The sequence below is a fragment of the Isoptericola sp. NPDC056605 genome (assembly GCF_042792795.1).
Classification (GTDB): Bacteria; Actinomycetota; Actinomycetes; order Actinomycetales; family Cellulomonadaceae; genus Isoptericola.
In genome coordinates, this window is the sequence record NZ_JBHTVT010000008.1 from 22,602 (window position 1) to 41,283 (window position 18,682).

The window sequence follows — 18,682 nt, forward strand, 5'->3', positions numbered from 1 at the left end:
TCGGTCTTACGGAAGTGTGGTGGCGCCCGCACGGACGCCGTCGTTCAGGTAGCCCGCCGTCGCGAGGGCGTCGCGCAGCTGCGCGACGTCGTCCTCGGAGGCGGCCACGTTGGGCAGACGCAGCTCGCGGTTGTCGAGCACGCCGAGCACCTCGAGCGCGGCCTTGGCCATGACGGCCTGGGCGCCGGCGCCGTTGAGCGCCTCGATGACGGGCACGGTGGGCAGGTACGCCTGCAGGGCGCCCGCGGTGTCACCGGCGTCCCAGCGGCGCACGACCTCGGCGAACGCCCCGCCCACGACGTGCGCGGAGACGGACACGACGCCGGCGCCGCCCATGGACAGGAACGGCAGCAGCAGGCTGTCGTCGCCCGAGTACCAGGCGAGGCCCGTCGCGGCCGCCAGGGGGGCGACGGACGACACGTCACCGGTGGCGTCCTTCGTCGCGACGACCTGCGGGTGCCGCGCGATGCGCTCGTAGGTCGACGCCGCGATCCGCACGCAGGTGCGCCCCGGGACGTCGTACAGCATCACGGGGAGCTCGGTGGCGTCGGCGACCGTCGCGAAGTGCCGGTACAGGCCCTCCTGCGACGGACGCGAGTAGTACGGCGAGACGACGAGCAGCCCGTGGGCGCCCGCCTCCGCCGCCTGCTCCGCCATCCGCACGGCGTGCACGGTGTCGTTGGACCCGGCGCCCGCGAGGACGTACGCCCGGTCGCCGACCGCGTCCACGACGGCGCGCACGAGGTCCGCCTTCTCCGGGGTGTGCGTCGTCGGCGACTCGCCGGTGGTCCCCGACAGCACGAGCCCGTCGTTGCCGTCGTCCACCAGGCGCTTCGCCACCTTGACCGCCGCATCCAGATCCAGGTCGCCCGAGGGCGTCATGGGGGTCACCATCGCGGTGAGGACGGCGCCGAAAGGGCGCGCGGCGGCAAGGGCGAGCGTCATGAGGTCAACCGTACCGGGCGCGACCGCGCCCGACGGACCGGACTCACCCGTCGAGCAGCCGCCCCAGCCGGGCCGCCAGGTCGGCGACGCCCGCCGCGTCGGCGTCGACCTCGACCGCGCCCGCCGTGCGGACCACCTCGCGCAGGCCCGCCGCGTAGGCGCCCAGGGCGGCGGCGTCGAGGTCGGCGCGGTGCGCCGCACGGCCGGCAGCACCGTCCGCCGCCACCCGGTGCCCGAGCGTCGCCGGCGAGACCCGCAGGATCGCGTGGACGAACCGCGCCCCGCCGTCCGCCGCGGCGTCCGCGAAACGGGCCACCTGGTCGGGTCGCGCCACGAGCTGCGGGACGACGACGCCCGCGCCGGCCCGCAGGTGCGAGCGCGCCATGTCGAGGGCGAGGCGCCGGGCGGGCTCCGCCGCGCGGGCGGGGTCGCCGGAGATCAGCGTGCGGACCACGTCCACGTCGAGGACGAGCGTGCCGGGCCGCCCGGCCGCGAGCGCCGCCGCGACGGTCGACTTGCCGGCGCCCGGCAACCCGTTGAGCAGGAGCAGCGTCACCTCGCCCCCGTCCCGCCCGTCGCCCATCCGCCGATCGTAGGGAACGGCGCCGGGGGCGAAGGTCGTCCGCTCCCCGTGTCGAGCGGACCGACCCCTGTGCATACTCGGGGCATGAGCTCGCTGTCCCCCGCGCTCGTGGCCCACCTGCCGACCGGCATGCTCGCCGACGGTCAGTGGACCGCGGCCTCGGGCGGGCGGACGTTCGAGGTCACCGACCCCGCGACGGGCGAGGTGCTGTTCGACGTCGCCGACGCCTCCCCCGAGGACGGTCGCCGCGCGCTCGCCTCGGCCGCCGACGCCGCACCCGCGTGGCGTGCCGTCGCGCCGCGCGAGCGGTCGGAGCTGCTGCGCGCCGTCTACGAGCGGCTCGTGGCGCGCAGCGGCGCCGTCGCCTCGCTCATCACCGCCGAGTGCGGCAAGCCGCTCGCGGAGGCGCGGGCGGAGGTCGCGTACGGCGCCGACTTCCTGCGCTGGTACGCCGAGCAGGCCGTCCGGGCCGACGGCCTGGTGCGCACGGCTCCCGCCGGCGCGAACCGGCAGCTCGTGCACCGGCGCCCCGTCGGCCCGGCGCTGCTGGTCACGCCGTGGAACTTCCCCATCGCCATGGCGACGCGCAAGATCGGCCCGGCGCTCGCGGCGGGCTGCACGGTCGTGATCAAGCCCGCCCACCAGACCCCGCTCACGACGATGCTGGTCGCCGAGGTGATCCGCTCCGAGGCGGCCGACCGCGGGCTCCCGCGCGGCATCGTCAACGTCGTGCCCACGGCGAGCTCGGGCGACCTCGTGGCGCCGCTGCTCGCCGACGACCGGCTGCGCAAGCTGTCCTTCACCGGCTCCACCGCCGTCGGGCGCGCGCTGCTCAAGCAGTCCGCCGACCAGGTGCTGCGCACGTCGATGGAGCTCGGCGGCAACGCGCCGTTCGTGGTCTTCGCCGACGCCGACCTCGACGCCGCCGTGGACGGCGCGACCGTCGCGAAGCTCCGCAACGCCGGCCAGTCGTGCGTCGCGGCCAACCGCTTCCTCGTGCACGACTCCGTCGCCCGCGAGTTCGCGCAGCGCCTCGCCGACCGGTTCGCCGGCCTGCGCGTCGGGCGCGGCGACACGGACGGCGTCGACGTCGGCCCGCTCATCGACGCCGGGGCCGTCGAGAAGGTGGCCGGGCTCGTCGACGACGCCACGGACCGTGGCGCGCAGGTGCTCACGGGCGGCGGCCGCCCCGACGGTCCCGGCACGTTCTTCGAGCCGACCGTGCTCGCCGGGGTGGACCGGGACGCGCGGGCGGTGCGCGAGGAGATCTTCGGCCCGGTGGCGCCCGTCGTCGGGTTCGCCGACGACGACGAGGCGTTCGCCCTCGCGAACGACACCGAGTACGGGCTCGCCGCGTACGCCTACACCACCTCCCTGGAACGGGCCCTGCGCGTCGGGGCGGAGATCGACGCCGGGATGATCGGGATCAACCGCGGCATGGTCTCCGACGCGAGCGCCCCGTTCGGGGGCATGAAGCAGTCGGGGCTGGGCCGCGAGGGCGGGGAGGCGGGCCTCGAGGAGTTCCTCGAGACCGTGTACGTGGCGCTCTGAGCGACGGACGTTTTCCCGCGCCGGGGCGGGCCGTGGTTTCCTACCGGCGTGACACGTGGAGAGGGGCGCGACCCGGCGGTGCGGTCCGCCGTCCGCCAGGGGGCGAGCGTGGCGCTCGCCACCGGCCTGTACGGCATCTCGTTCGGGGCGCTCTCGGTCGTGGCCGGTGTCAGCGTGCCGCAGACCATGGCGCTGAGCCTGCTGCTCTTCTCCGGCGGGTCGCAGTTCGCCCTCATCGGCGTCGTCGCCGCGGGCGGCTCCCCCGTCGCCGCCGTGGCCACCTCGACCCTGCTGGGCGTACGCAACACGCTGTACGGCGCCGTCGTCGCGCCGCTGCTCGAGGTGCGCGGCTGGCGACGGCTCGCCGCGGCGCAGCTCACCATCGACGAGTCGACGGCGGTGGCCGTGGGCCAGCGGGAGCGGGCCGCCACCCGGGCCGGGTTCTGGGTCACCGGGGTCGGCGTCTTCGTGCTGTGGAACGCGTTCACGCTGGTGGGCGCGCTCGCCGGGGACGCGCTCGGCGACCCCCGCGCCTGGGGGCTCGACGCCGCCGCCGGGGCCGCGTTCCTGGCCCTCGTGTGGCCGCGGCTCGCCGCGCGGCGCGCGCAGGTCGTCGCGGCGCTCGCCGTCGTCGTCACCGCCGCGCTGATCCCGGTCGTCCCGGCGGGCGTGCCCGTGCTCGCCGCCGCGGCGGTCGCGATCGCCGTGGGCGTGGTCGCGACGCCGCGCACCCCGGACGGCCGGACGGAGGCCGCATGACCACCACCGTGCTGTGGGTGACCGTCCTCGCCGCCTCGCTGCTCAGCTTCGCGCTCAAGCTCGCCGGCCACCTCATCCCCGAGCACTGGCTCGCGACGGACCGCGTGCAGCGCACCTCGACGCTCGTCACGGTGGCGCTCCTGGTGTCGCTCGTCGTCGTGCAGACGTTCGCCGACGGGCAGGCCCTCGTCGTCGACGCGCGCGTGCCCGCGCTCGCCGTCGCGGCGATCGCCCTCGCGCTGCGCGCGCCGTTCATCCTCGTGGTGGTGCTGGCGGCCGCCACCGCGGCGGGGCTGCGCGCCCTCGGCTGGGGCTGACGACCCGCACGGGGTCGCCCGGTCACTAGGGTGGCCGGATGGCACTCTTCCGCGAGGCGGCCGACGTCTCGGTCCGCCCGGCAGTCCCCGGCGACGAGGACGCCGTCACGCGTGTCCAGGTGTCCGCCTGGCGCGCGACCCACGAGGTGGCGCTGGGCGACGGCGTCGTCGACGCGCTCGACACCGACGCGATGCGCGACCGCTGGGCGCGCGCGATCACGGCACCGCCGGGCCCGGGATTCGTGGTGCTCGTCGCCCTCGACGGGCCGGAGATCGTCGGCTTCGCGGCGGTGGGCCCCGGCCAGCTCGTGGCGCTCGAGGTGGAGCCACGGCACCAGCGCGGCGGCCACGGCTCGCGGCTGCTGTCCGCCGCGGTCGACCGGCTCCGCACGGACGGCGCCGAGCAGGTCGTCACCTGGGTGCTCGACGACGACTCCGCGCGCGAGCGCTTCCTCGGCTCGGCGGGCCTGGGGCCGGACGGCACGTCCCGCACCCTGGCGACCGGCGTGCGCGACGTCGTCGAGCGGCGCTGGTCCGCCGCCATCTGACGCCTGCGGGGCTCCCCCCGACCGCGGGCGGCCGCTCCAGTTGCCTACCGAACGGTAGGTTTTTTGCTAGGCTGCAGGCGTTGCACCGTCGCCGACCCCTGGAGCGCCCCGTGACCCTCGACCAGACCGTGCCCGCCACCGCAGCGGACGGCACCCCCGAGCACCCCGCCGACCCGTTCGACGTCGAGCGCGTGCTCGCGTCGCTCACGCTCGAGGAGAAGGCCTCCCTGCTCTCGGGAGTCGACTTCTGGCACACGCAGCCGGTCGAGCGCGACGGCGCGACCGTCGTCCCGTCGATCATGGTCACGGACGGCCCCCACGGCCTGCGCAAGCAGGACGAGACCGCGGACCACCTCGGCCTCGGCAACAGCGTGCCCGCCACCTGCTTCCCGACCGCCGCCGCGCTCGGGTCGAGCTGGGACGCCGACCTGCTGCGCCGCGTCGGCGAGGCCCTCGGCCGGGAGACCCGCGCGAACGACGTCGCCGTCCTCCTGGGCCCCGGCGTGAACATCAAGCGGTCGCCGCTGTGCGGGCGCAACTTCGAGTACCTCTCCGAGGACCCGGTGGTGGCCGGCGAGCTCGCGACGGCCCTGGTCGAGGGCATCCAGTCCCTCGGCGTCGGCACGTCGCTCAAGCACTTCGCCGCCAACAACCAGGAGGCCGACCGGATGCGCGTGTCGGCCGACGTCGACGAGCGCACCCTGCGCGAGATCTACCTGCCGGCGTTCGAGCGCGTCGTCACGAAGGCGCAGCCCTGGACCGTGATGTGCGCCTACAACAAGGTCAACGGGGTGTACGCCTCGCAGCACGACTGGCTGCTCACCACGGTGCTGCGCGACGAGTGGGGCTTCGAGGGCCTCGTCGTCTCCGACTGGGGCGCCGTGCGCGACCGGGTCGCCGGGGTCGCCGCCGGGCTCGACCTCGAGATGCCGTCGTCCGGCGGCCGGACCGACGCCGAGGTCGACGCCGCCGTCCGCTCCGGCGCGCTCGACGAGTCCCTCGTCGACGCCGCCGCGCGCCGCGTGCTGCAGCTCGTCGCGCGCTCGCTCCCGGCGCAGGACGCGCCCGGCACCTTCGACGTCGACGCCCACCACGCGCTGGCCCGCGAGGCCGCCGCCGCGGGCACGGTGCTGCTGAGGAACGACCCCGTCGACGGCGCACCCCTCCTGCCCCTGGCGCCGGACGCCCTCGCGGGTGCCGCCGTCGTCGGCGAGCTCGCCCGCACCCCGCGCTACCAGGGCGCCGGGTCCTCGCAGGTCAACCCGACCCGCCTCGACGACGCGCTCACCGCGCTGCGCGCGGCCGCCGGCGCCGACCTGCCGTTCGCCCCGGGCTACGCGCTGGCCGAGGGCCCGGCCGAGGACCGCTCCCCCGAGACCCTCGTCGCCGAGGCGGTCGACGCGGCGCGCGGCGCGGGCACCGTGCTCGTGTTCCTCGGCCTGCCCGCCGCGTACGAGTCCGAGGGCTACGACCGCGACCACCTCGACCTGCCCGCCGACCAGGTCGCGCTGCTGCGCGCCGTCGCGGCGGCGAACCCGCGGGTCGTCGTCGTGCTCGCCGGCGGCTCGGCGATCTCGGTGGCCCCCTGGCAGGAGGCCACCCCCGCGCTGCTCACCGGCTGGCTGGGCGGCCAGGCCGGCGGCTCCGCCGTCGCCGACGTCCTCACGGGCGCCGTGGCGCCGTCGGGCCGGCTCACCGAGACGCTCCCGCTGCGCCTCGAGGACACCCCCGCCTTCGGGAACTTCCCCGGCGAGCTCGGCCACGTCCGGTACGGCGAGGGCGTCCTCGTGGGCTACCGGTGGTACGACGCCCGCAAGGTCGACGTCGCCTACCCGTTCGGGCACGGCCTGACCTACACGACGTTCGCGTACGACGACGCCACGGCCGAGGTGACCGGCTCCGGCCCCGACACCCGCGTGCGCGTGTCGGTCCGGGTGACCAACACCGGCGCCGTCGCGGGCGCGGAGGTCGTCCAGGTGTACGTCGGGGACCCGCAGGCCCAGGTGCAGCGGCCCGAGCGCGAGCTCAAGGCGTTCGCCAAGGTGCACCTCGAGCCGCACGCGTCGCGGGTCGTGACGTTCGACCTCGACGCCCGCGACCTGTCGTACTGGCACCCCGTGCTGCGCCGCTGGGCGCTCGAGGGCGGCGAGTTCCGGGTCGCCGTGGGCGCCTCGTCGCGCGACCTGCGCGCCGAGCTCGTGGTCGACGTCGTCGGCGAGGACGTCACCCTCCCCCTGCACGAGCTGTCGACGCTCGGCGAGGCGCTGGACCACCCGGTCGCCGGGGCGATGATCCGGCCCGCCCTCGAGGCGACGCCGATCGACCCGTCGATGCTCGCCATGGCCACGGACATGCCGCTCGCGGTGATCGCCGACTTCGGCCTGGCAGGCTTCGACCGGGGCACCCTCGAGCAGCTCGTGGCAGCCGCCGACGCCTGACCCCCCGAACCCTGTGGGCGCTCGATCGGTGCCGGCCGGACCACGACCACACCGATCGAGCGCTCACGACATCACGCCGCGTCGACGACGATCAGGTCGAGGTAGGCCCGCAGGTCGGCGGACATGTCGACGCGCTCGGCGCGCGGCCGCTCGAGCGAGTACAGCCACTGGATCTGCAGCCCGTCCATGAGCGCCACGACGGTGCGTGCCGCCACCCCGGCGTCGACGCCGTCGCGCAGCCGGCCGTCGGCCGCGAGCCGCTCGAGCTCCGTGCGGACCCGCTCGAGGGTGTCCGCGTACCGTCGCGCGAAGTAGTCGTGCGCGGGATGGTCGGTGGACGTGGCCTCGGCGGCCAGACCCGTGAAGACCTCGACGACGGGGCGTCGCAGCGCGTTGCGCTGGACGAGGCGCACGAGTGCCTCGAACATGGTGCGGCCCTGCTCGACGTCGGTGTCGAAGTCCGCGAAGTCCACCGCGTCGCGGTGCTCCAGCACCGCCTCCAGCAGCGCGGCCTTGGTCGGGAAGTGGTGCAGCAGCCCCGGGTGCGAGATGCCGACGCGGGCCGAGATCTCCCGCAGGGAGGCGCCGTGGTACCCGACCTCGGCGAACGCGACGATCGCCGCCTGGAGGATCTCCTCGCGCTTGGCCCGTCCCTTGGCGTAGCCCCGGCGGGGCGCGGCCTCGTCCTGGATCGTCGTGTCGCTCACGTCGGCCATTCTCCCTCGTTCGCCCGCCGCGTCGGACGGGACGGTTCACCCGCACGCGCCCCAGCAGGACCCTTGGCACCAATACCTACCATGCGGTAACCTCACTTGCCGACCGGCCGGTAGGCATTGGTCGCCAGGCGGGTCCGACGGCGGGCCCGGCAGAGAATCAGGAGTCGTCCATGGCAGACGTTCAGGCCCCCGCACCGACCGGCCCGTCCCCGGCGTCCCCGACCCGCAGCCCGGAGGCCGGCCGCGCCGCCGCGGGCACCGGGACGGTCGTCGCCTACGTCCTCGCGTTCTTCACGCTGTACATCGCGGTGCTCACGCCGGTGGTCAGCACGCTGGCGCTCAAGGTCGACGCCCTGTCCACGCCCGAGACCCGCGCCACGAACCTGGCCCTCGTCACCGGCGTGGGTGCGTTCTTCGCGTTCGTCGCGAACCCGGTCGCGGGCGCCCTGTCCGACCGCACGACGTCGCGGCTCGGCATGCGGCGGCCCTGGCTGCTGTGGGGCGTGCTGCTCGGCGCCGTCGGCCTCCTGCTCATCGCGTTCGCGCCCGCGATCTGGATGGTCGTGATCGGGTGGGCCGTCACGCAGGCCGCGATGAACGGCACCCAGGCCGCGCTCCAGGCGCTGCTGCCCGACCAGGTGGCCGAGACCCAGCGCGCCCGCGTCTCCAGCCTGCTCGGCATGGCCCAGCAGCTGGCGCCGCTGGTCGGCATCGCGCTCGCCTTCGCGTTCACCGCGGCCGGGGCGGACGAGATCTGGATCTTCGTCGTCCCCACGGCCCTGGCCGTCGTCGGCGTGCTCGCCCTCGTGGCCGTCCTCCAGGACCGCCACCTCGACCGGGCCGACGTCGCCCCCTTCCGCCTCGGCGCGTTCCTCAAGGGCTTCTGGGTCTCGCCGCGGCAGCACCCCGACTTCGCGTGGACCTTCCTCGGCCGCTTCCTCATGCTCTTCGGCTTCGCGCTGTACAACACCTACCAGCTGTACTTCCTCATCGACCGGTTCGGCTTCGACACCGCGACGGCGCTGAGCTGGCAGTTGCGGCTCATGGTCGTGCAGGCCGTCGTCATGGTGGTCGCCTCCCTGCTGGGCGGCGTGCTGTCCGACCGCACGGGCCGCCGCAAGGTCTTCGTGGTCGTCGCCACCCTGCTCGCGGGGGCCGGCCTGCTGACCTTCGCCCTGGTCCAGGGCCCCGCGATGCTCTACCTGGGCGCCTCGCTGTTCGGTGCCGGCCTCGGCGCCTACTTCGCCGTCGACCTCGCGCTGGTCACGGACGTGCTGCCCAACGCCGAGACCGAGGCCGCCAAGAACATGGGTGTGTTCAACATCGCCAACGCGCTGCCGCAGTCCGTGGCCCCGGCCCTCGCCCCGGCGTTCCTCGCCATCGGCACCGGCGGCAGCAACTACACCGCCCTGTTCGCCGTCTCCGCGGTCATCGTCGCCCTCGGCGCCGTGGCCACCCTGTTCATCCGAGGAGCCCGCTGATGACCGACGACACCGACGCCACCGCCCCGGCGCCCGGCGACGCCCCGTACCGCGACGCGTCGCGCCCCGTCGCCGAGCGCGTCGCCGACCTGCTCGGACGCATGACCCTCGAGGAGAAGGCGGGCCAGCTCTTCCAGACCATGATCGAGGTGGGCTCCGGCGGCGAGCTGTCCGAGGGGCCGTCCGCGATGGGCGTGCCCGCCACCACCGACATGGTCGTGAAGCGGCAGATGACGCACTTCAACGTGCTCGCGGCGCCCCCGACCGCGCGCGAGTTCGCGCGGTGGCACAACCGGCTCCAGGAGCTCGCGGCGTCCACCCGGCTCGGCATCCCGGTCACGGTGTCCACCGACCCGCGGCACGCCTTCACGGACAACCCCGGCACCGCGCTGCTGTCCGGGCCGTTCTCGCAGTGGCCGGAGACGCTCGGCCTCGCCGCCACCCGCGACGAGCGGCTGGTCGAGGAGCACGCCGACGCCGCGCGCCGCGAGTACCTCGCCGTCGGCATCCGGACGGCGCTGCACCCGCAGGTCGACCTCGCCACCGAGCCCCGCTGGGCCCGCGCGAACGGCACGTTCGGCGAGGACGCGGAGCTCACCGGCCGGATGGGCGCCGCGTACGTGCGCGGGTTCCAGGCCACCGGCGACGTCGCCCGCGAGGCGGGCCTGCCCGGCACGTTCGGCGAGCGGTCGGTCTCGACGATGACCAAGCACTTCCCGGGCGGCGGGCCCCAGCAGGACGGCGAGGACCCGCACTTCGCCTACGGCCGGGAGCAGGTGTACCCGGGCGGCCGCTTCGCCGAGCACCTCGAGCCGTTCAAGGCGCTGCTCGACGCCGGGACGCGGCAGATGATGCCGTACTACGGCATGCCGGTGGGCCTCGACGCGGACCTCGGCGACGGGCCCGAGACGGTCGAGCCGGTCGGCTTCGGGTTCAACCGTCAGATCCTCACGCGCCTGCTGCGCGACGAGCTCGGCTTCGACGGCGTCGTGTGCACCGACTGGGGCCTGGTGTCCGACGCCGAGATCCTGGGCCAGCCGTTCCCCGCCCGCGCCTGGGGCGTCGAGCACCTGGCGCCCGTCGACCGGCTGGAGAAGATCCTCGCGGCCGGCGCGGACCAGCTCGGCGGCGAGTCGTGCCCCGAGCTCGTCGTGGAGCTGGTGCGCGCCGGGCGCGTCGCCGAGTCGCGGATCGACGAGTCGGTCGCCCGCCTGCTGCGCGAGAAGCTCGAGCTGGGACTGTTCGACGGCGCCCGCTACGTCGACCCCGACGCCGCCGCGTCCGTCGTCGGGCACCCGGACCTCGTGGCCGCCGGGCGCCGCGCCCAGTCGCGGTCCGTGACCCTGCTGGCGTCCGCGGCCGGCGGCGCGGCACGCCTCCCCCTGGCCCGCGGCCTGCGCGTCCACGTGGAGGGCGCGTCCGACGTCGACGGCATCGGGGGCGTGACCGTCGTCGCCTCCCCCGCCGAGGCGGACGTCGCGCTGCTGCGCCTCAAGGCGCCGTACGAGGACCGCGGCCCCGGCTTCGAGGGCTTCTTCCACGCCGGCTCGCTCGACTTCCCCGCGGACGTCGTCGCGCACGTGGCCGAGGTCGCGGCGCAGGTGCCGACGGTCGTGGACGTCTACCTCGACCGGCCGGCGATCCTCGGCCCGGTGCTCGAGGCGCTGGGCGACGGCGGGTCGCTGGTCGTGAACTTCGGGGCCTCCACCCCCGCGCTGCTCGACGCCCTCACCGCCGCCGTGCCCGCGGAGGGCCGCCTCCCGTTCGACCTGCCCCGCTCGACGGCCGCCGTCGAGGCGTCCCGCGAGGACGTCCCGTTCGACACCGCCGACCCGCTGTTCCGGTTCGGCCACGGCCTGCCGGTCTGACGGTGGTGGGCGCCCACGACGCACGACGACCGCCGATGGGAGGATGAGGCGGTGACGTCCTCCTCCCCTGCCCCCGCCCGCACCGTCCGGGACGCGGCGGCGGGGATCGCCGTCCTCGGCGTCGCCAACTTCGTGGCCATCACCACGGAAGTGCTGCCGGTCGGCCTGCTGCCGCAGGTCGCGCGCGGCGTCGGGGTGAGCGAGTCGACGGCGGGGCTGCTCGTCACCGTCTACGCGTTCGTGGTCGCCGCCTGCGCGGTGCCGCTGACGATCGCGACCCGCTCGCTCGCCCGCAAGCCCCTGCTGCTCGCCACGCTCGCCACCTACGCGGCGAGCAACCTGCTGGTGGCCGTCGCGCCGTCGTACGCCGTGGTGGCGGGCGCGCGGGTGCTGGGCGGCCTGGGGCACGCGGTGTTCTTCTCGGTGTCGATCGCCTACGCCGCGCGCCTCGTCAGCCCGCTGTACACCGGCCGCGCCCTCACGCTCGTGACCGCGGGCGGCACGCTCGGATTCGTGCTCGGCGTCCCGCTGTCCACGTCCCTCGGCGCCGCCGTGGGCTGGCGCTGGTCGTTCGGCGTGCTCGCGGCCGTCTGCGCGGTGACCGCCCTGCTCGTGGCGCGGCTGCTGCCGTCGGTCGCCGTCGAGCCCGCCGCCCCGCGCGACGCCGCGGCCGCCCGCCGCGGCCGTGCCCGGCTCGGGCTCGTGGTGGGCACCAACACCGTGCTCTTCGGCGGGCAGTACACCGTGTACACGTACATCTCCGTGCTGCTCCTCGCCGCCGGGCTGTCCGAGCCGGCCGTCGGCCCCGCGCTGCTGGTGTTCGGCGCTCTCGGGCTCGTCGGCCTCTGGGGCGCCGCCCGCTACCTCGACCGGAGCCCGCGCGCCCTGACGATCGTCGCGATGGCAGCGATCGCCGTGTCCCTGGTCGCGCTCGCCCTCGCCCTCCCGGGCACCGTCGGCGTGCTCGTGGCCGCGGGCGTGTGGCTCGCCGCCTTCGGCGCGATCCCCGCCACGTTCCAGGCCGCGGCGCTGCGCACCCAGGGCGCCACCGCGGACGTCGCCGGGGCGTTCGTCAACGCGACCTCGAACTTCGGCATCGGGCTCGGCGCCGCGGTGGGGGCGGCGGTGGTCGCCGGTCCCGGGGCACGCGCCCTGGCGCTGACCGGCGCTGCGATCGTCGCCGTCGCGCTCGTCGCGGTCCTCGTCGCCCGCCAGGCGTTCCCGCGCCACGCGTCGTCGTAGGGCCGGCGGCCGGGGGCGTCTCCGTCCCGACGAGCCGTTCCCGAGCCGTCACGACGCCGTGACGCGCCCGTAGCACCCGGGTGCGACCGTGTCCCCATGAACCTGTCGGGGGCGCTGCCAGGAGCCTCGCGCGGTGGCCGTGCTGACGGTGCCGCGCCGCTCGTGACCGACTACTTCGCGGCGCCCACCGACGCCGTCGCCGCGACGGTGGTCCACCAGGAGGCGGGGCCGTCCGTGCTGGCGCGAGGCTCGGGCCGGCCGCTCTTCGACACCGTCCGGCTGCCCGCGGTGGAGCCGTTCGTGATGCTGGGGCGCGTCGCGGAGGCGCTGTGCGCGCGGCCGTACGCCGAGGTCACGGCGCACCCGCGGCACGGCGCCCTGGTCGACGGCGCGGACGAGGGACCCTGGGTGGTGGCCGTCTCGGACGAGCTCGCGGAGGCGCTGGCCGCCGCGGACCCGGACCGGCTGGTCGCCGTCGCGCGCTCCTGGGCGACCTCGAGCGGCGGGGCCGTACCCGCCGCCGACCGGTTCGCACCCGCGCTCGTCGCGCTGGGCGAGCTCGCCGACCGTGCGCGCCAGGTGCGCCACGGGCTGTACTGCTGGGCGCGGCTGGCGCCCCTGGGCCCGCCGGCCGTCCCCGGGGGGACTGCCGGCGGGCGGGTCAGGACGTCGCGTCCGGCCTGAACATCGACGACGCCTTGCGCAGCATCTCGCGAGCGCGGCGACGGTCGCCGGCCGCGTCGTAGGCGAACGCCAGGTGGTACCAGACCTTCCAGTCGTCCGGGTCGCGCTCCACCGCAGCGCGCCGCTCCTCGAACGCGGCGTCGGCGGCCGTGCGGTCCACCCGGCCGCCGGGCGAGCGCGGCAGGTCGTCGACCGGCAGCTCGCCCGCGGCCGCGAGCAGGTCAGCCATGTGCTGCACCCGCGTCGCGAGACGGTACTCGCGCGCGATGAGCACGATGACGAGCAGCGGGATCACCAGCACGGCCAGGCCGATGGCGATCAGCACCGGCTCGCCGGTCCCGATCATCGAGACGCCGCGCCCGGCGATCTGCCAGACGTACAGCGCGAGCAGCGCGGTGACGGCGACCGCCCCCGCGAGCCCCCGCGGCAGGCGCCGGCGCGGCGCGTCGCTCACGACAGGTCCAGCACGTTCTCGAGGCCCACGGTCAGCCCGGGCCGGGAGACGACCTCGCGCACCGCCAGGAGCACGCCGGGCATGAACGACACCCGGTCGAACGAGTCCTGCCGGATCACCAGCTGCTCGCCGACGTTCCCGAACAGGATCTCCTCGTGCGCGACGAGCCCGCGCAGCCGGACGGCGTGCACGCGCACGCCGTCGACGTCGGCGCCGCGCGCCTCGAGGCCCGTCTCGGTGGCGTCCGGCATCGCGGCCAGGCCCGCCTCCCGACGCGCCCGCGCGATCGCGGCGGCGGTGTGCCGCGCCGTGCCCGACGGGGCGTCCACCTTGTCGGGGTGGTGCAGCTCGACCACCTCGGCCGACTCGAAGTACCGCGCCGCCTTCGCGGCGAACGTCATCGCGAGCACGGCGGACAGCCCGAAGTTCGGCGCGATGAGCACACCGAGCCCGTCCTGTCCGTCCCGCGTCGCGTTGACGCGCTCCAGGTGCTCCGTGACGCGGCCGCGCGAGCCGTCGTCCCATCCGGTCGTCCCGACGACGGCGTGGGCGCCGGCGTCGAGCACCGCGTGCACGTTGGCCTCCGTGGCGGCCGGCACGGTGAAGTCGATCGCGACGTCGGCGCCCGCCAGGGCGTCGGCGTCCACCGCGTCGCCCGCGTCGAGGCGCGCGACCAGCTCGAGGTCCGCCGCCTCCTCGACCGCCCGGCACACGGTGGCGCCCATGCGCCCCGCCGCGCCGAGCACGGCCACCCTGAGGGTCCTGCTCATGAGTCTGGTCTCCATTCGATGAGGTCGGCGGCCGTCGCCCGGCCGCCGCACGGCACTCGGTCGCGGGACGGCGGTCAGTCGCCGAAGGGTCCCACGCGGACGACGGACCGCGGCCGCGCGGCCAGGTCGGCGGCGAGCTCGCGGACGTCGTCGACGGTCACGGCGCGGACCCGCTCGAGGGACTCCTCCAGGGTCAGCAGCTCGCCGTACACCAGCTCCGCCTTGCCCAGCCGGCTCATGCGCGACCCGGAGTCCTCCAGGCCCAGCACGAGCCCGCCGGAGAGCTGGCCGATGCTGCGCGCCAGCTCGGCGTCGGTGATGGGCTCGGTCGCCATGCGCTCCAGCTCGGCGACCAGCAGCTCGGTGACCTGGTCGACCTTCGCGGGCGAGCAGCCCGCGTACAGGCCGAACGTGCCGAGCCCGCCGTGACCGGAGGCGAACGAGTACGTGGTGTACGCCAGGCCGCGACGCTCGCGCACCTCCTGGAAGAGGCGCGACGACATGCCACCGCCCAGGACGGCGTTGAGCACGGACAGCGTGAAGCGGCGGTCGTCGGTGGCCGCGAGGCCCGTGGACCCCACGATGACGTTCGCCTGCTCCACCTGGCGCCGCACCGTGAGCTCGACGCCCTCGGTGGGGACGCCGACGGGGTCCGTGGCCGTCGGCCGCCGGTCGCGCGGGGCCGCCCCGGCGGCCAGGTCCCAGCCGCCGGTGCTCAGCGCGTCGGCCACCTGCCCGACGAGGGCGTCGTGGTCGACGCCGCCCGCGGCGGAGACCACCAGGGTCTCGGGCCGGTAGTGCCAGCGGTAGTGCTCCCAGACGGCGTCGCGCGGCACGGCACGGATCGTGTCCGGGGTGCCGCCGATCGGCCGGCCGAGCGGGTGCGTGCCGAGCACGGCGGCGGAGAACTCCTCGTGCACGACGTCGCCCGGGTCGTCGTCGTTCATCGCGAGCTCTTCGAGGATCACGCCGCGCTCGGTCTCGAGCTCGCCCTCGTCGAGGCGCGCCGAGGTGACCATGTCGGCGATGACGTCGACCGCCATCGGCAGGTCGGCGTCGAGCACGCGGGCGTAGTAGCAGGTGTGCTCCTTGCCCGTGGCCGCGTTGGCCTCGCCGCCGACGGCGTCGAAGGCCTCGGCGATGTCCATCGCGGAGCGCCGGGGCGTGCCCTTGAACAGCAGGTGCTCGAGGAAGTGCGTGGAGCCGAAGTGGCCGTCGGTCTCGTCGCGGGAGCCGACGCCGACCCAGGCGCCCACCGTGGCCGAGCGCAGGCCCGGCATCGACTCGGTGAGCACACGAACACCGCCGGGCAGGACGGTGCGACGGATCGTCGCACCGTCCTGCCCGGCGGTCAGGTCGGCACCGGGCTCGCCCGCGTGGACGAGCGGAAGGTGCCAGGACATCAGAGCGTCAGGCCTCCGCAGGGGTCTCGGCCGCGGCGTCGGCGGCCTCGTCGGCCTTCTCGTCCTCGGTCACGGCGACGAGCGAGAGCTTGCCGCGCGGGTCGATCTCACCGATCTCGACCTGGACCTTCTGGCCCACGGACAGCACGTCGTCGACGTTCTCGACGCGCTTGCCGCCCACGAGCTTGCGGATCTGGCTGATGTGCAGCAGTCCGTCCTTGCCCGGCGAGAGGGAGATGAACGCGCCGAACGACGTCGTCTTGACGACGGTGCCGACGAAGCGCTCGCCCACCTCGGGGACGTGCGGGTTGGCGATCGCGTTGATCGCCGCGCGGGCGGCCTCGGCCGAGGGGCCGTCGGTGGCGCCGATGTAGACGGTGCCGTCGTCCTCGATGGAGATGTCCGCGCCCGTCTCCTCCTGGATCTGGTTGATCATCTTGCCCTTGGGCCCGATGACCTCGCCGATCTTGTCGACCGGCACCTTCACGGAGATGACGCGCGGGGCGTTCGGGGACATCTCGTCGGGCACGTCGATCGCCTCGGCGAGCACCTCGAGGATGGTCAGGCGCGCGTCGCGGGCCTGGGTCAGCGCGCCGGCCAGGACCGAGGCGGGGATGCCGTCGAGCTTGGTGTCGAGCTGGATGGCCGTGACGAACTCGCTGGTGCCGGCGACCTTGAAGTCCATGTCGCCGAACGCGTCCTCCGCGCCCAGGATGTCGGTCAGCGCGGCGTAGCGGGTCTCACCGTCGACGGTGTCGGAGATGAGGCCCATCGCGATGCCCGCGACCGGGGCCTTCAGCGGCACGCCGGCGTTGAGCAGCGAGAGCGTCGAGGCGCAGACGGAGCCCATCGAGGTGGAGCCGTTCGAGCCCAGCGCCTCGGACACCTGGCGGATCGCGTAGGGGAACTCCTCGCGCGAGGGCAGCACGGGCACGAGGGCCCGCTCGGCCAGCGCGCCGTGACCGATCTCGCGGCGCTTCGGGCTGCCGACGCGGCCCGTCTCGCCCGTGGAGAACGGCGGGAAGTTGTAGTTGTGCATGTAGCGCTTGCGCGTGACCGGCCCGAGCGAGTCGATCTGCTGCTCCATGCGCAGCATGTTCAGCGTGGTGACGCCCAGGATCTGGGTCTCGCCGCGCTCGAACAGGGCGGAGCCGTGCACGCGCGGGATGACCTCGACCTCGGCGGACAGGGTGCGGATGTCCGCGAGCCCACGACCGTCGATGCGGACGCCCTCGGTGAGGACGCGCTGGCGGATGAGCTTCTTCTGCAGCGCGCGGTACGCGGCCGACAGCTCCTTCTCGCGGCCCTCGAAACGCTCGCCGAGCGCACCCAGCAGGCCCTCCTTGAGCTCGTCCAGGCGGTTCTCGCGGTCCTGCTTGTCCGCGATCGCGAGCGCGTCGCGCAGCGTCGTGGAGACCTCGTCCTCGACGGCGGCGAACGCGTCGTCCTGGTAGTCGAGGAAGACCGGGTAGTCCTTGACCTCCTTGGCCGCCTGGGCGGCGAGCGAGGCCTGGGCCTCGCACAGGGCCTTGAGGAACGGCTTCGACGCCTCGATGCCCTGGGCGACGACCTCCTCGGTCGGCGCGGCGACGCCCTCGGTCTTGATGAGCTTCCAGGCGTCGTCGGTCGCCTCGGCCTCGATCATCGCGATGGCGACGTCGTCGCCCACGATGCGGCCGGCCACGACCATGTTGAACACGGCGCGCTCGAGGTCCGAGTACTTCGGGAACGCGACCCACTGGCCGTCGATCAGCGCGACGCGCACACCCGCGACCGGGCCGGAGAACGGCAGGCCGGAGATCTGCGTGGACGCCGACGCGGCGTTGATCGCCAGCACGTCGTAGGCGTCGTCCGGGTGGATGGCCAGGACGTCGATGACGACCTGGACCTCGTTGCGCAGGCCCTTGACGAACAGCGGGCGCAGCGGGCGGTCGATGAGGCGGCAGGCCAGGATCGCCTCCGTCGAGGGACGACCCTCACGACGGAAGAACGAGCCGGGGATCTTGCCGGCGGCGTACTGCCGCTCCTCGACGTCCACCGTGAGGGGGAAGAAGTCGAACTGGTCCTTGGGGTGCTTGCCGGCCGTCGTGGCCGACAGCAGCATCGTCTCGCCGTCCAGGTACGCGGCGACGGAGCCGGCGGCCTGGCGGGCGAGGCGGCCCGTCTCGAAGCGGACGGTGCGGGTGCCGAAGCGGCCGTTGTCGATGACGGCCTCGGCGAACTGGATCTCGGGACCCTCCACGGGTGCCCTCCTTGATCTCGAGGGCGCCGCCGCGGCTCGGCGGTCTTCGATCGAGGCCCACGGAGCCGGGCCCGACCCGATGGTCGGACGGTTCGGGAGGCCACTACCGAGGACCGGACGAGGATCCGGCGGCGCGATGGTGGTTATGACAGGGACATCACACCAGACCAGCCCGGCCCCCGCGAGGGTGACCGGGCTGGTCGGCAGAGTCAGCGGCGCAGGCCGAGGCGCTGGATCAGCGCGCGGTAACGCTCGATGTCGATCTTCTGCAGGTAGGCCTGCAGGCGGCGGCGCTGGCCGACGAGGAGCAGCAGGCCACGACGCGAGTGGTGGTCGTGCTTGTGCTCCTTGAGGTGCTCGTTCAGGTCGTTGATGCGCTGCGTGAGGAGCGCGATCTGCACCTCGGGCGAGCCGGTGTCGCCCTCGTGAGTGGCGTACTCGGTGATGATGGACTGCTTGGTGGCAGCGTCGAGCGGCATGGCTCTCCTTCGGTGTCGTTGCGCGGTGCTCCGGGACTCGTTCACCGGGGCGCTCTGGATCCGCGGCCGTTCGTACGGCCCCACCATGCTACCAGCGCGGCGCCCCCCCGGGGACCGGGGGGGGCGCGCCCGGTGGCCCCCCACACCCCGGGGCGGGTGAGTGGCCCGGGTGTACCGCCCGGCCGCCGGCGGCCAGGCGGGA

17 protein-coding genes are annotated in these 18,682 nt (G+C 74.9%); 9 read left to right on the top strand and 8 right to left on the bottom strand.

Annotated features, from left to right (window positions below):
• Positions 1–6 precede the first annotated feature (6 nt).
• Both dapA and ACFQ8Y_RS10110 read right to left on the bottom strand, forming a co-directional pair.
• Entirely contained in the window at positions 7–945 is a 939-nt protein-coding gene (dapA, locus tag ACFQ8Y_RS10105) for a 4-hydroxy-tetrahydrodipicolinate synthase (RefSeq protein WP_430549935.1), read from the bottom strand.
• Positions 946–988: 43 nt separating this feature from the next.
• Positions 989–1,528, bottom strand: coding sequence for an AAA family ATPase (locus ACFQ8Y_RS10110; RefSeq protein ID WP_430585365.1), 540 nt, complete (start codon positions 1,526–1,528; stop codon positions 989–991).
• Between the two features lie 84 nt (positions 1,529–1,612).
• Between ACFQ8Y_RS10110 and ACFQ8Y_RS10115 the strand changes: the two genes are divergently transcribed.
• The 5 genes from ACFQ8Y_RS10115 to ACFQ8Y_RS10135 all read left to right on the top strand — a co-directional run bounded on the left by ACFQ8Y_RS10115 (position 1,613) and on the right by ACFQ8Y_RS10135 (position 7,141).
• The gene (locus ACFQ8Y_RS10115) at positions 1,613–3,079 is read left to right on the top strand and encodes an NAD-dependent succinate-semialdehyde dehydrogenase (RefSeq protein ID WP_430585366.1); all 1,467 of its coding nucleotides are present in this window, start codon (positions 1,613–1,615) and stop codon (positions 3,077–3,079) included.
• 48 nt (positions 3,080–3,127) lie between these two features.
• Positions 3,128–3,838, top strand: coding sequence for an AzlC family ABC transporter permease (locus ACFQ8Y_RS10120; RefSeq protein WP_430585367.1), 711 nt, complete (start codon positions 3,128–3,130; stop codon positions 3,836–3,838).
• Complete coding sequence (locus tag ACFQ8Y_RS10125; protein WP_430549931.1) at positions 3,835–4,155, top strand: AzlD domain-containing protein; 321 nt, start codon at positions 3,835–3,837, stop codon at positions 4,153–4,155. Before ACFQ8Y_RS10120 ends, ACFQ8Y_RS10125 begins: the two co-directional genes overlap by 4 nt.
• Positions 4,156–4,193: 38 nt before the next feature.
• The gene (locus ACFQ8Y_RS10130; protein ID WP_430585368.1) at positions 4,194–4,703 is read left to right on the top strand and encodes a GNAT family N-acetyltransferase; all 510 of its coding nucleotides are present in this window, start codon (positions 4,194–4,196) and stop codon (positions 4,701–4,703) included.
• Between the two features lie 110 nt (positions 4,704–4,813).
• A complete protein-coding gene (locus tag ACFQ8Y_RS10135; RefSeq protein WP_430585369.1) occupies positions 4,814–7,141 on the top strand; it encodes a glycoside hydrolase family 3 C-terminal domain-containing protein in 2,328 nt (775 codons plus the stop codon).
• A 71-nt stretch (positions 7,142–7,212) separates the two neighbouring features.
• Here ACFQ8Y_RS10135 and ACFQ8Y_RS10140 read toward each other — a convergent pair whose 3' ends face one another.
• Positions 7,213–7,848, bottom strand: a complete 636-nt coding sequence (locus tag ACFQ8Y_RS10140; protein ID WP_430549928.1) for a TetR/AcrR family transcriptional regulator — start codon at positions 7,846–7,848, stop codon at positions 7,213–7,215.
• A gap of 179 nt (positions 7,849–8,027) precedes the next feature.
• On the opposite strand from ACFQ8Y_RS10140, the gene ACFQ8Y_RS10145 reads away from it, so the two are divergent.
• The 4 genes from ACFQ8Y_RS10145 to ACFQ8Y_RS10160 all read left to right on the top strand — a co-directional run bounded on the left by ACFQ8Y_RS10145 (position 8,028) and on the right by ACFQ8Y_RS10160 (position 13,132).
• Positions 8,028–9,338 carry an MFS transporter gene (locus ACFQ8Y_RS10145; RefSeq protein ID WP_430565055.1) on the top strand — a complete coding sequence of 437 codons (1,311 nt, stop codon included), beginning with the start codon at positions 8,028–8,030 and terminating at the stop codon, positions 9,336–9,338.
• Positions 9,338–11,206, top strand: a complete 1,869-nt coding sequence (locus ACFQ8Y_RS10150) for a glycoside hydrolase family 3 protein (RefSeq protein ID WP_430585370.1) — start codon at positions 9,338–9,340, stop codon at positions 11,204–11,206. The genes ACFQ8Y_RS10145 and ACFQ8Y_RS10150 overlap by 1 nt, the downstream gene beginning before the upstream one ends.
• 51 nt (positions 11,207–11,257) lie before the next feature.
• The gene (locus ACFQ8Y_RS10155; RefSeq protein ID WP_430549925.1) at positions 11,258–12,448 is read left to right on the top strand and encodes an MFS transporter; all 1,191 of its coding nucleotides are present in this window, start codon (positions 11,258–11,260) and stop codon (positions 12,446–12,448) included.
• 96 nt (positions 12,449–12,544) lie between these two features.
• Positions 12,545–13,132 (top strand): hypothetical protein, encoded by a 588-nt coding sequence (locus ACFQ8Y_RS10160; protein ID WP_430585371.1) that lies wholly within the window; start codon positions 12,545–12,547, stop codon positions 13,130–13,132.
• Here ACFQ8Y_RS10160 and ACFQ8Y_RS10165 read toward each other — a convergent pair.
• From ACFQ8Y_RS10165 to rpsO, 5 genes are all read right to left on the bottom strand, one after another.
• Positions 13,110–13,586 (bottom strand): tetratricopeptide repeat protein, encoded by a 477-nt coding sequence (locus tag ACFQ8Y_RS10165; protein ID WP_430549923.1) that lies wholly within the window; start codon positions 13,584–13,586, stop codon positions 13,110–13,112. The genes ACFQ8Y_RS10160 and ACFQ8Y_RS10165 overlap by 23 nt on opposite strands.
• Entirely contained in the window at positions 13,583–14,356 is a 774-nt protein-coding gene (gene dapB / locus ACFQ8Y_RS10170; protein WP_430585372.1) for a 4-hydroxy-tetrahydrodipicolinate reductase, read from the bottom strand. Before dapB ends, ACFQ8Y_RS10165 begins: the two co-directional genes overlap by 4 nt.
• A 74-nt stretch (positions 14,357–14,430) precedes the next feature.
• Positions 14,431–15,759 carry a M16 family metallopeptidase gene (locus ACFQ8Y_RS10175; protein ID WP_430585373.1) on the bottom strand — a complete coding sequence of 443 codons (1,329 nt, stop codon included), beginning with the start codon at positions 15,757–15,759 and terminating at the stop codon, positions 14,431–14,433.
• A 7-nt stretch (positions 15,760–15,766) separates the two neighbouring features.
• Entirely contained in the window at positions 15,767–18,001 is a 2,235-nt protein-coding gene (locus ACFQ8Y_RS10180) for a polyribonucleotide nucleotidyltransferase (protein ID WP_430585374.1), read from the bottom strand.
• A 209-nt stretch (positions 18,002–18,210) separates the two neighbouring features.
• Entirely contained in the window at positions 18,211–18,480 is a 270-nt protein-coding gene (gene rpsO, locus ACFQ8Y_RS10185) for a 30S ribosomal protein S15 (protein ID WP_429762254.1), read from the bottom strand.
• Positions 18,481–18,682: the final 202 nt, after the last annotated feature.

Excerpts from the sequence above, each read along its gene's own strand:
- dapA (WP_430549935.1), bottom strand. The coding sequence starts at position 945 with ATGACGCTCGCCCTTGCCGCCGCGCGCCCTTTCGGCGCCGTCCTCACC.
- ACFQ8Y_RS10110 (WP_430585365.1), bottom strand. The coding sequence starts at position 1,528 with ATGGGCGACGGGCGGGACGGGGGCGAGGTGACGCTGCTCCTGCTCAAC.
- ACFQ8Y_RS10115 (WP_430585366.1), top strand. The coding sequence starts at position 1,613 with ATGAGCTCGCTGTCCCCCGCGCTCGTGGCCCACCTGCCGACCGGCATG.
- ACFQ8Y_RS10125 (WP_430549931.1), top strand. The coding sequence starts at position 3,835 with ATGACCACCACCGTGCTGTGGGTGACCGTCCTCGCCGCCTCGCTGCTC.
- ACFQ8Y_RS10130 (WP_430585368.1), top strand. The coding sequence starts at position 4,194 with ATGGCACTCTTCCGCGAGGCGGCCGACGTCTCGGTCCGCCCGGCAGTC.
- ACFQ8Y_RS10145 (WP_430565055.1), top strand. The coding sequence starts at position 8,028 with ATGGCAGACGTTCAGGCCCCCGCACCGACCGGCCCGTCCCCGGCGTCC.
- ACFQ8Y_RS10150 (WP_430585370.1), top strand. The coding sequence starts at position 9,338 with ATGACCGACGACACCGACGCCACCGCCCCGGCGCCCGGCGACGCCCCG.
- ACFQ8Y_RS10160 (WP_430585371.1), top strand. The coding sequence starts at position 12,545 with ATGAACCTGTCGGGGGCGCTGCCAGGAGCCTCGCGCGGTGGCCGTGCT.
- dapB (WP_430585372.1), bottom strand. The coding sequence starts at position 14,356 with ATGAGCAGGACCCTCAGGGTGGCCGTGCTCGGCGCGGCGGGGCGCATG.
- ACFQ8Y_RS10175 (WP_430585373.1), bottom strand. The coding sequence starts at position 15,759 with ATGTCCTGGCACCTTCCGCTCGTCCACGCGGGCGAGCCCGGTGCCGAC.
- rpsO (WP_429762254.1), bottom strand. The coding sequence starts at position 18,480 with ATGCCGCTCGACGCTGCCACCAAGCAGTCCATCATCACCGAGTACGCC.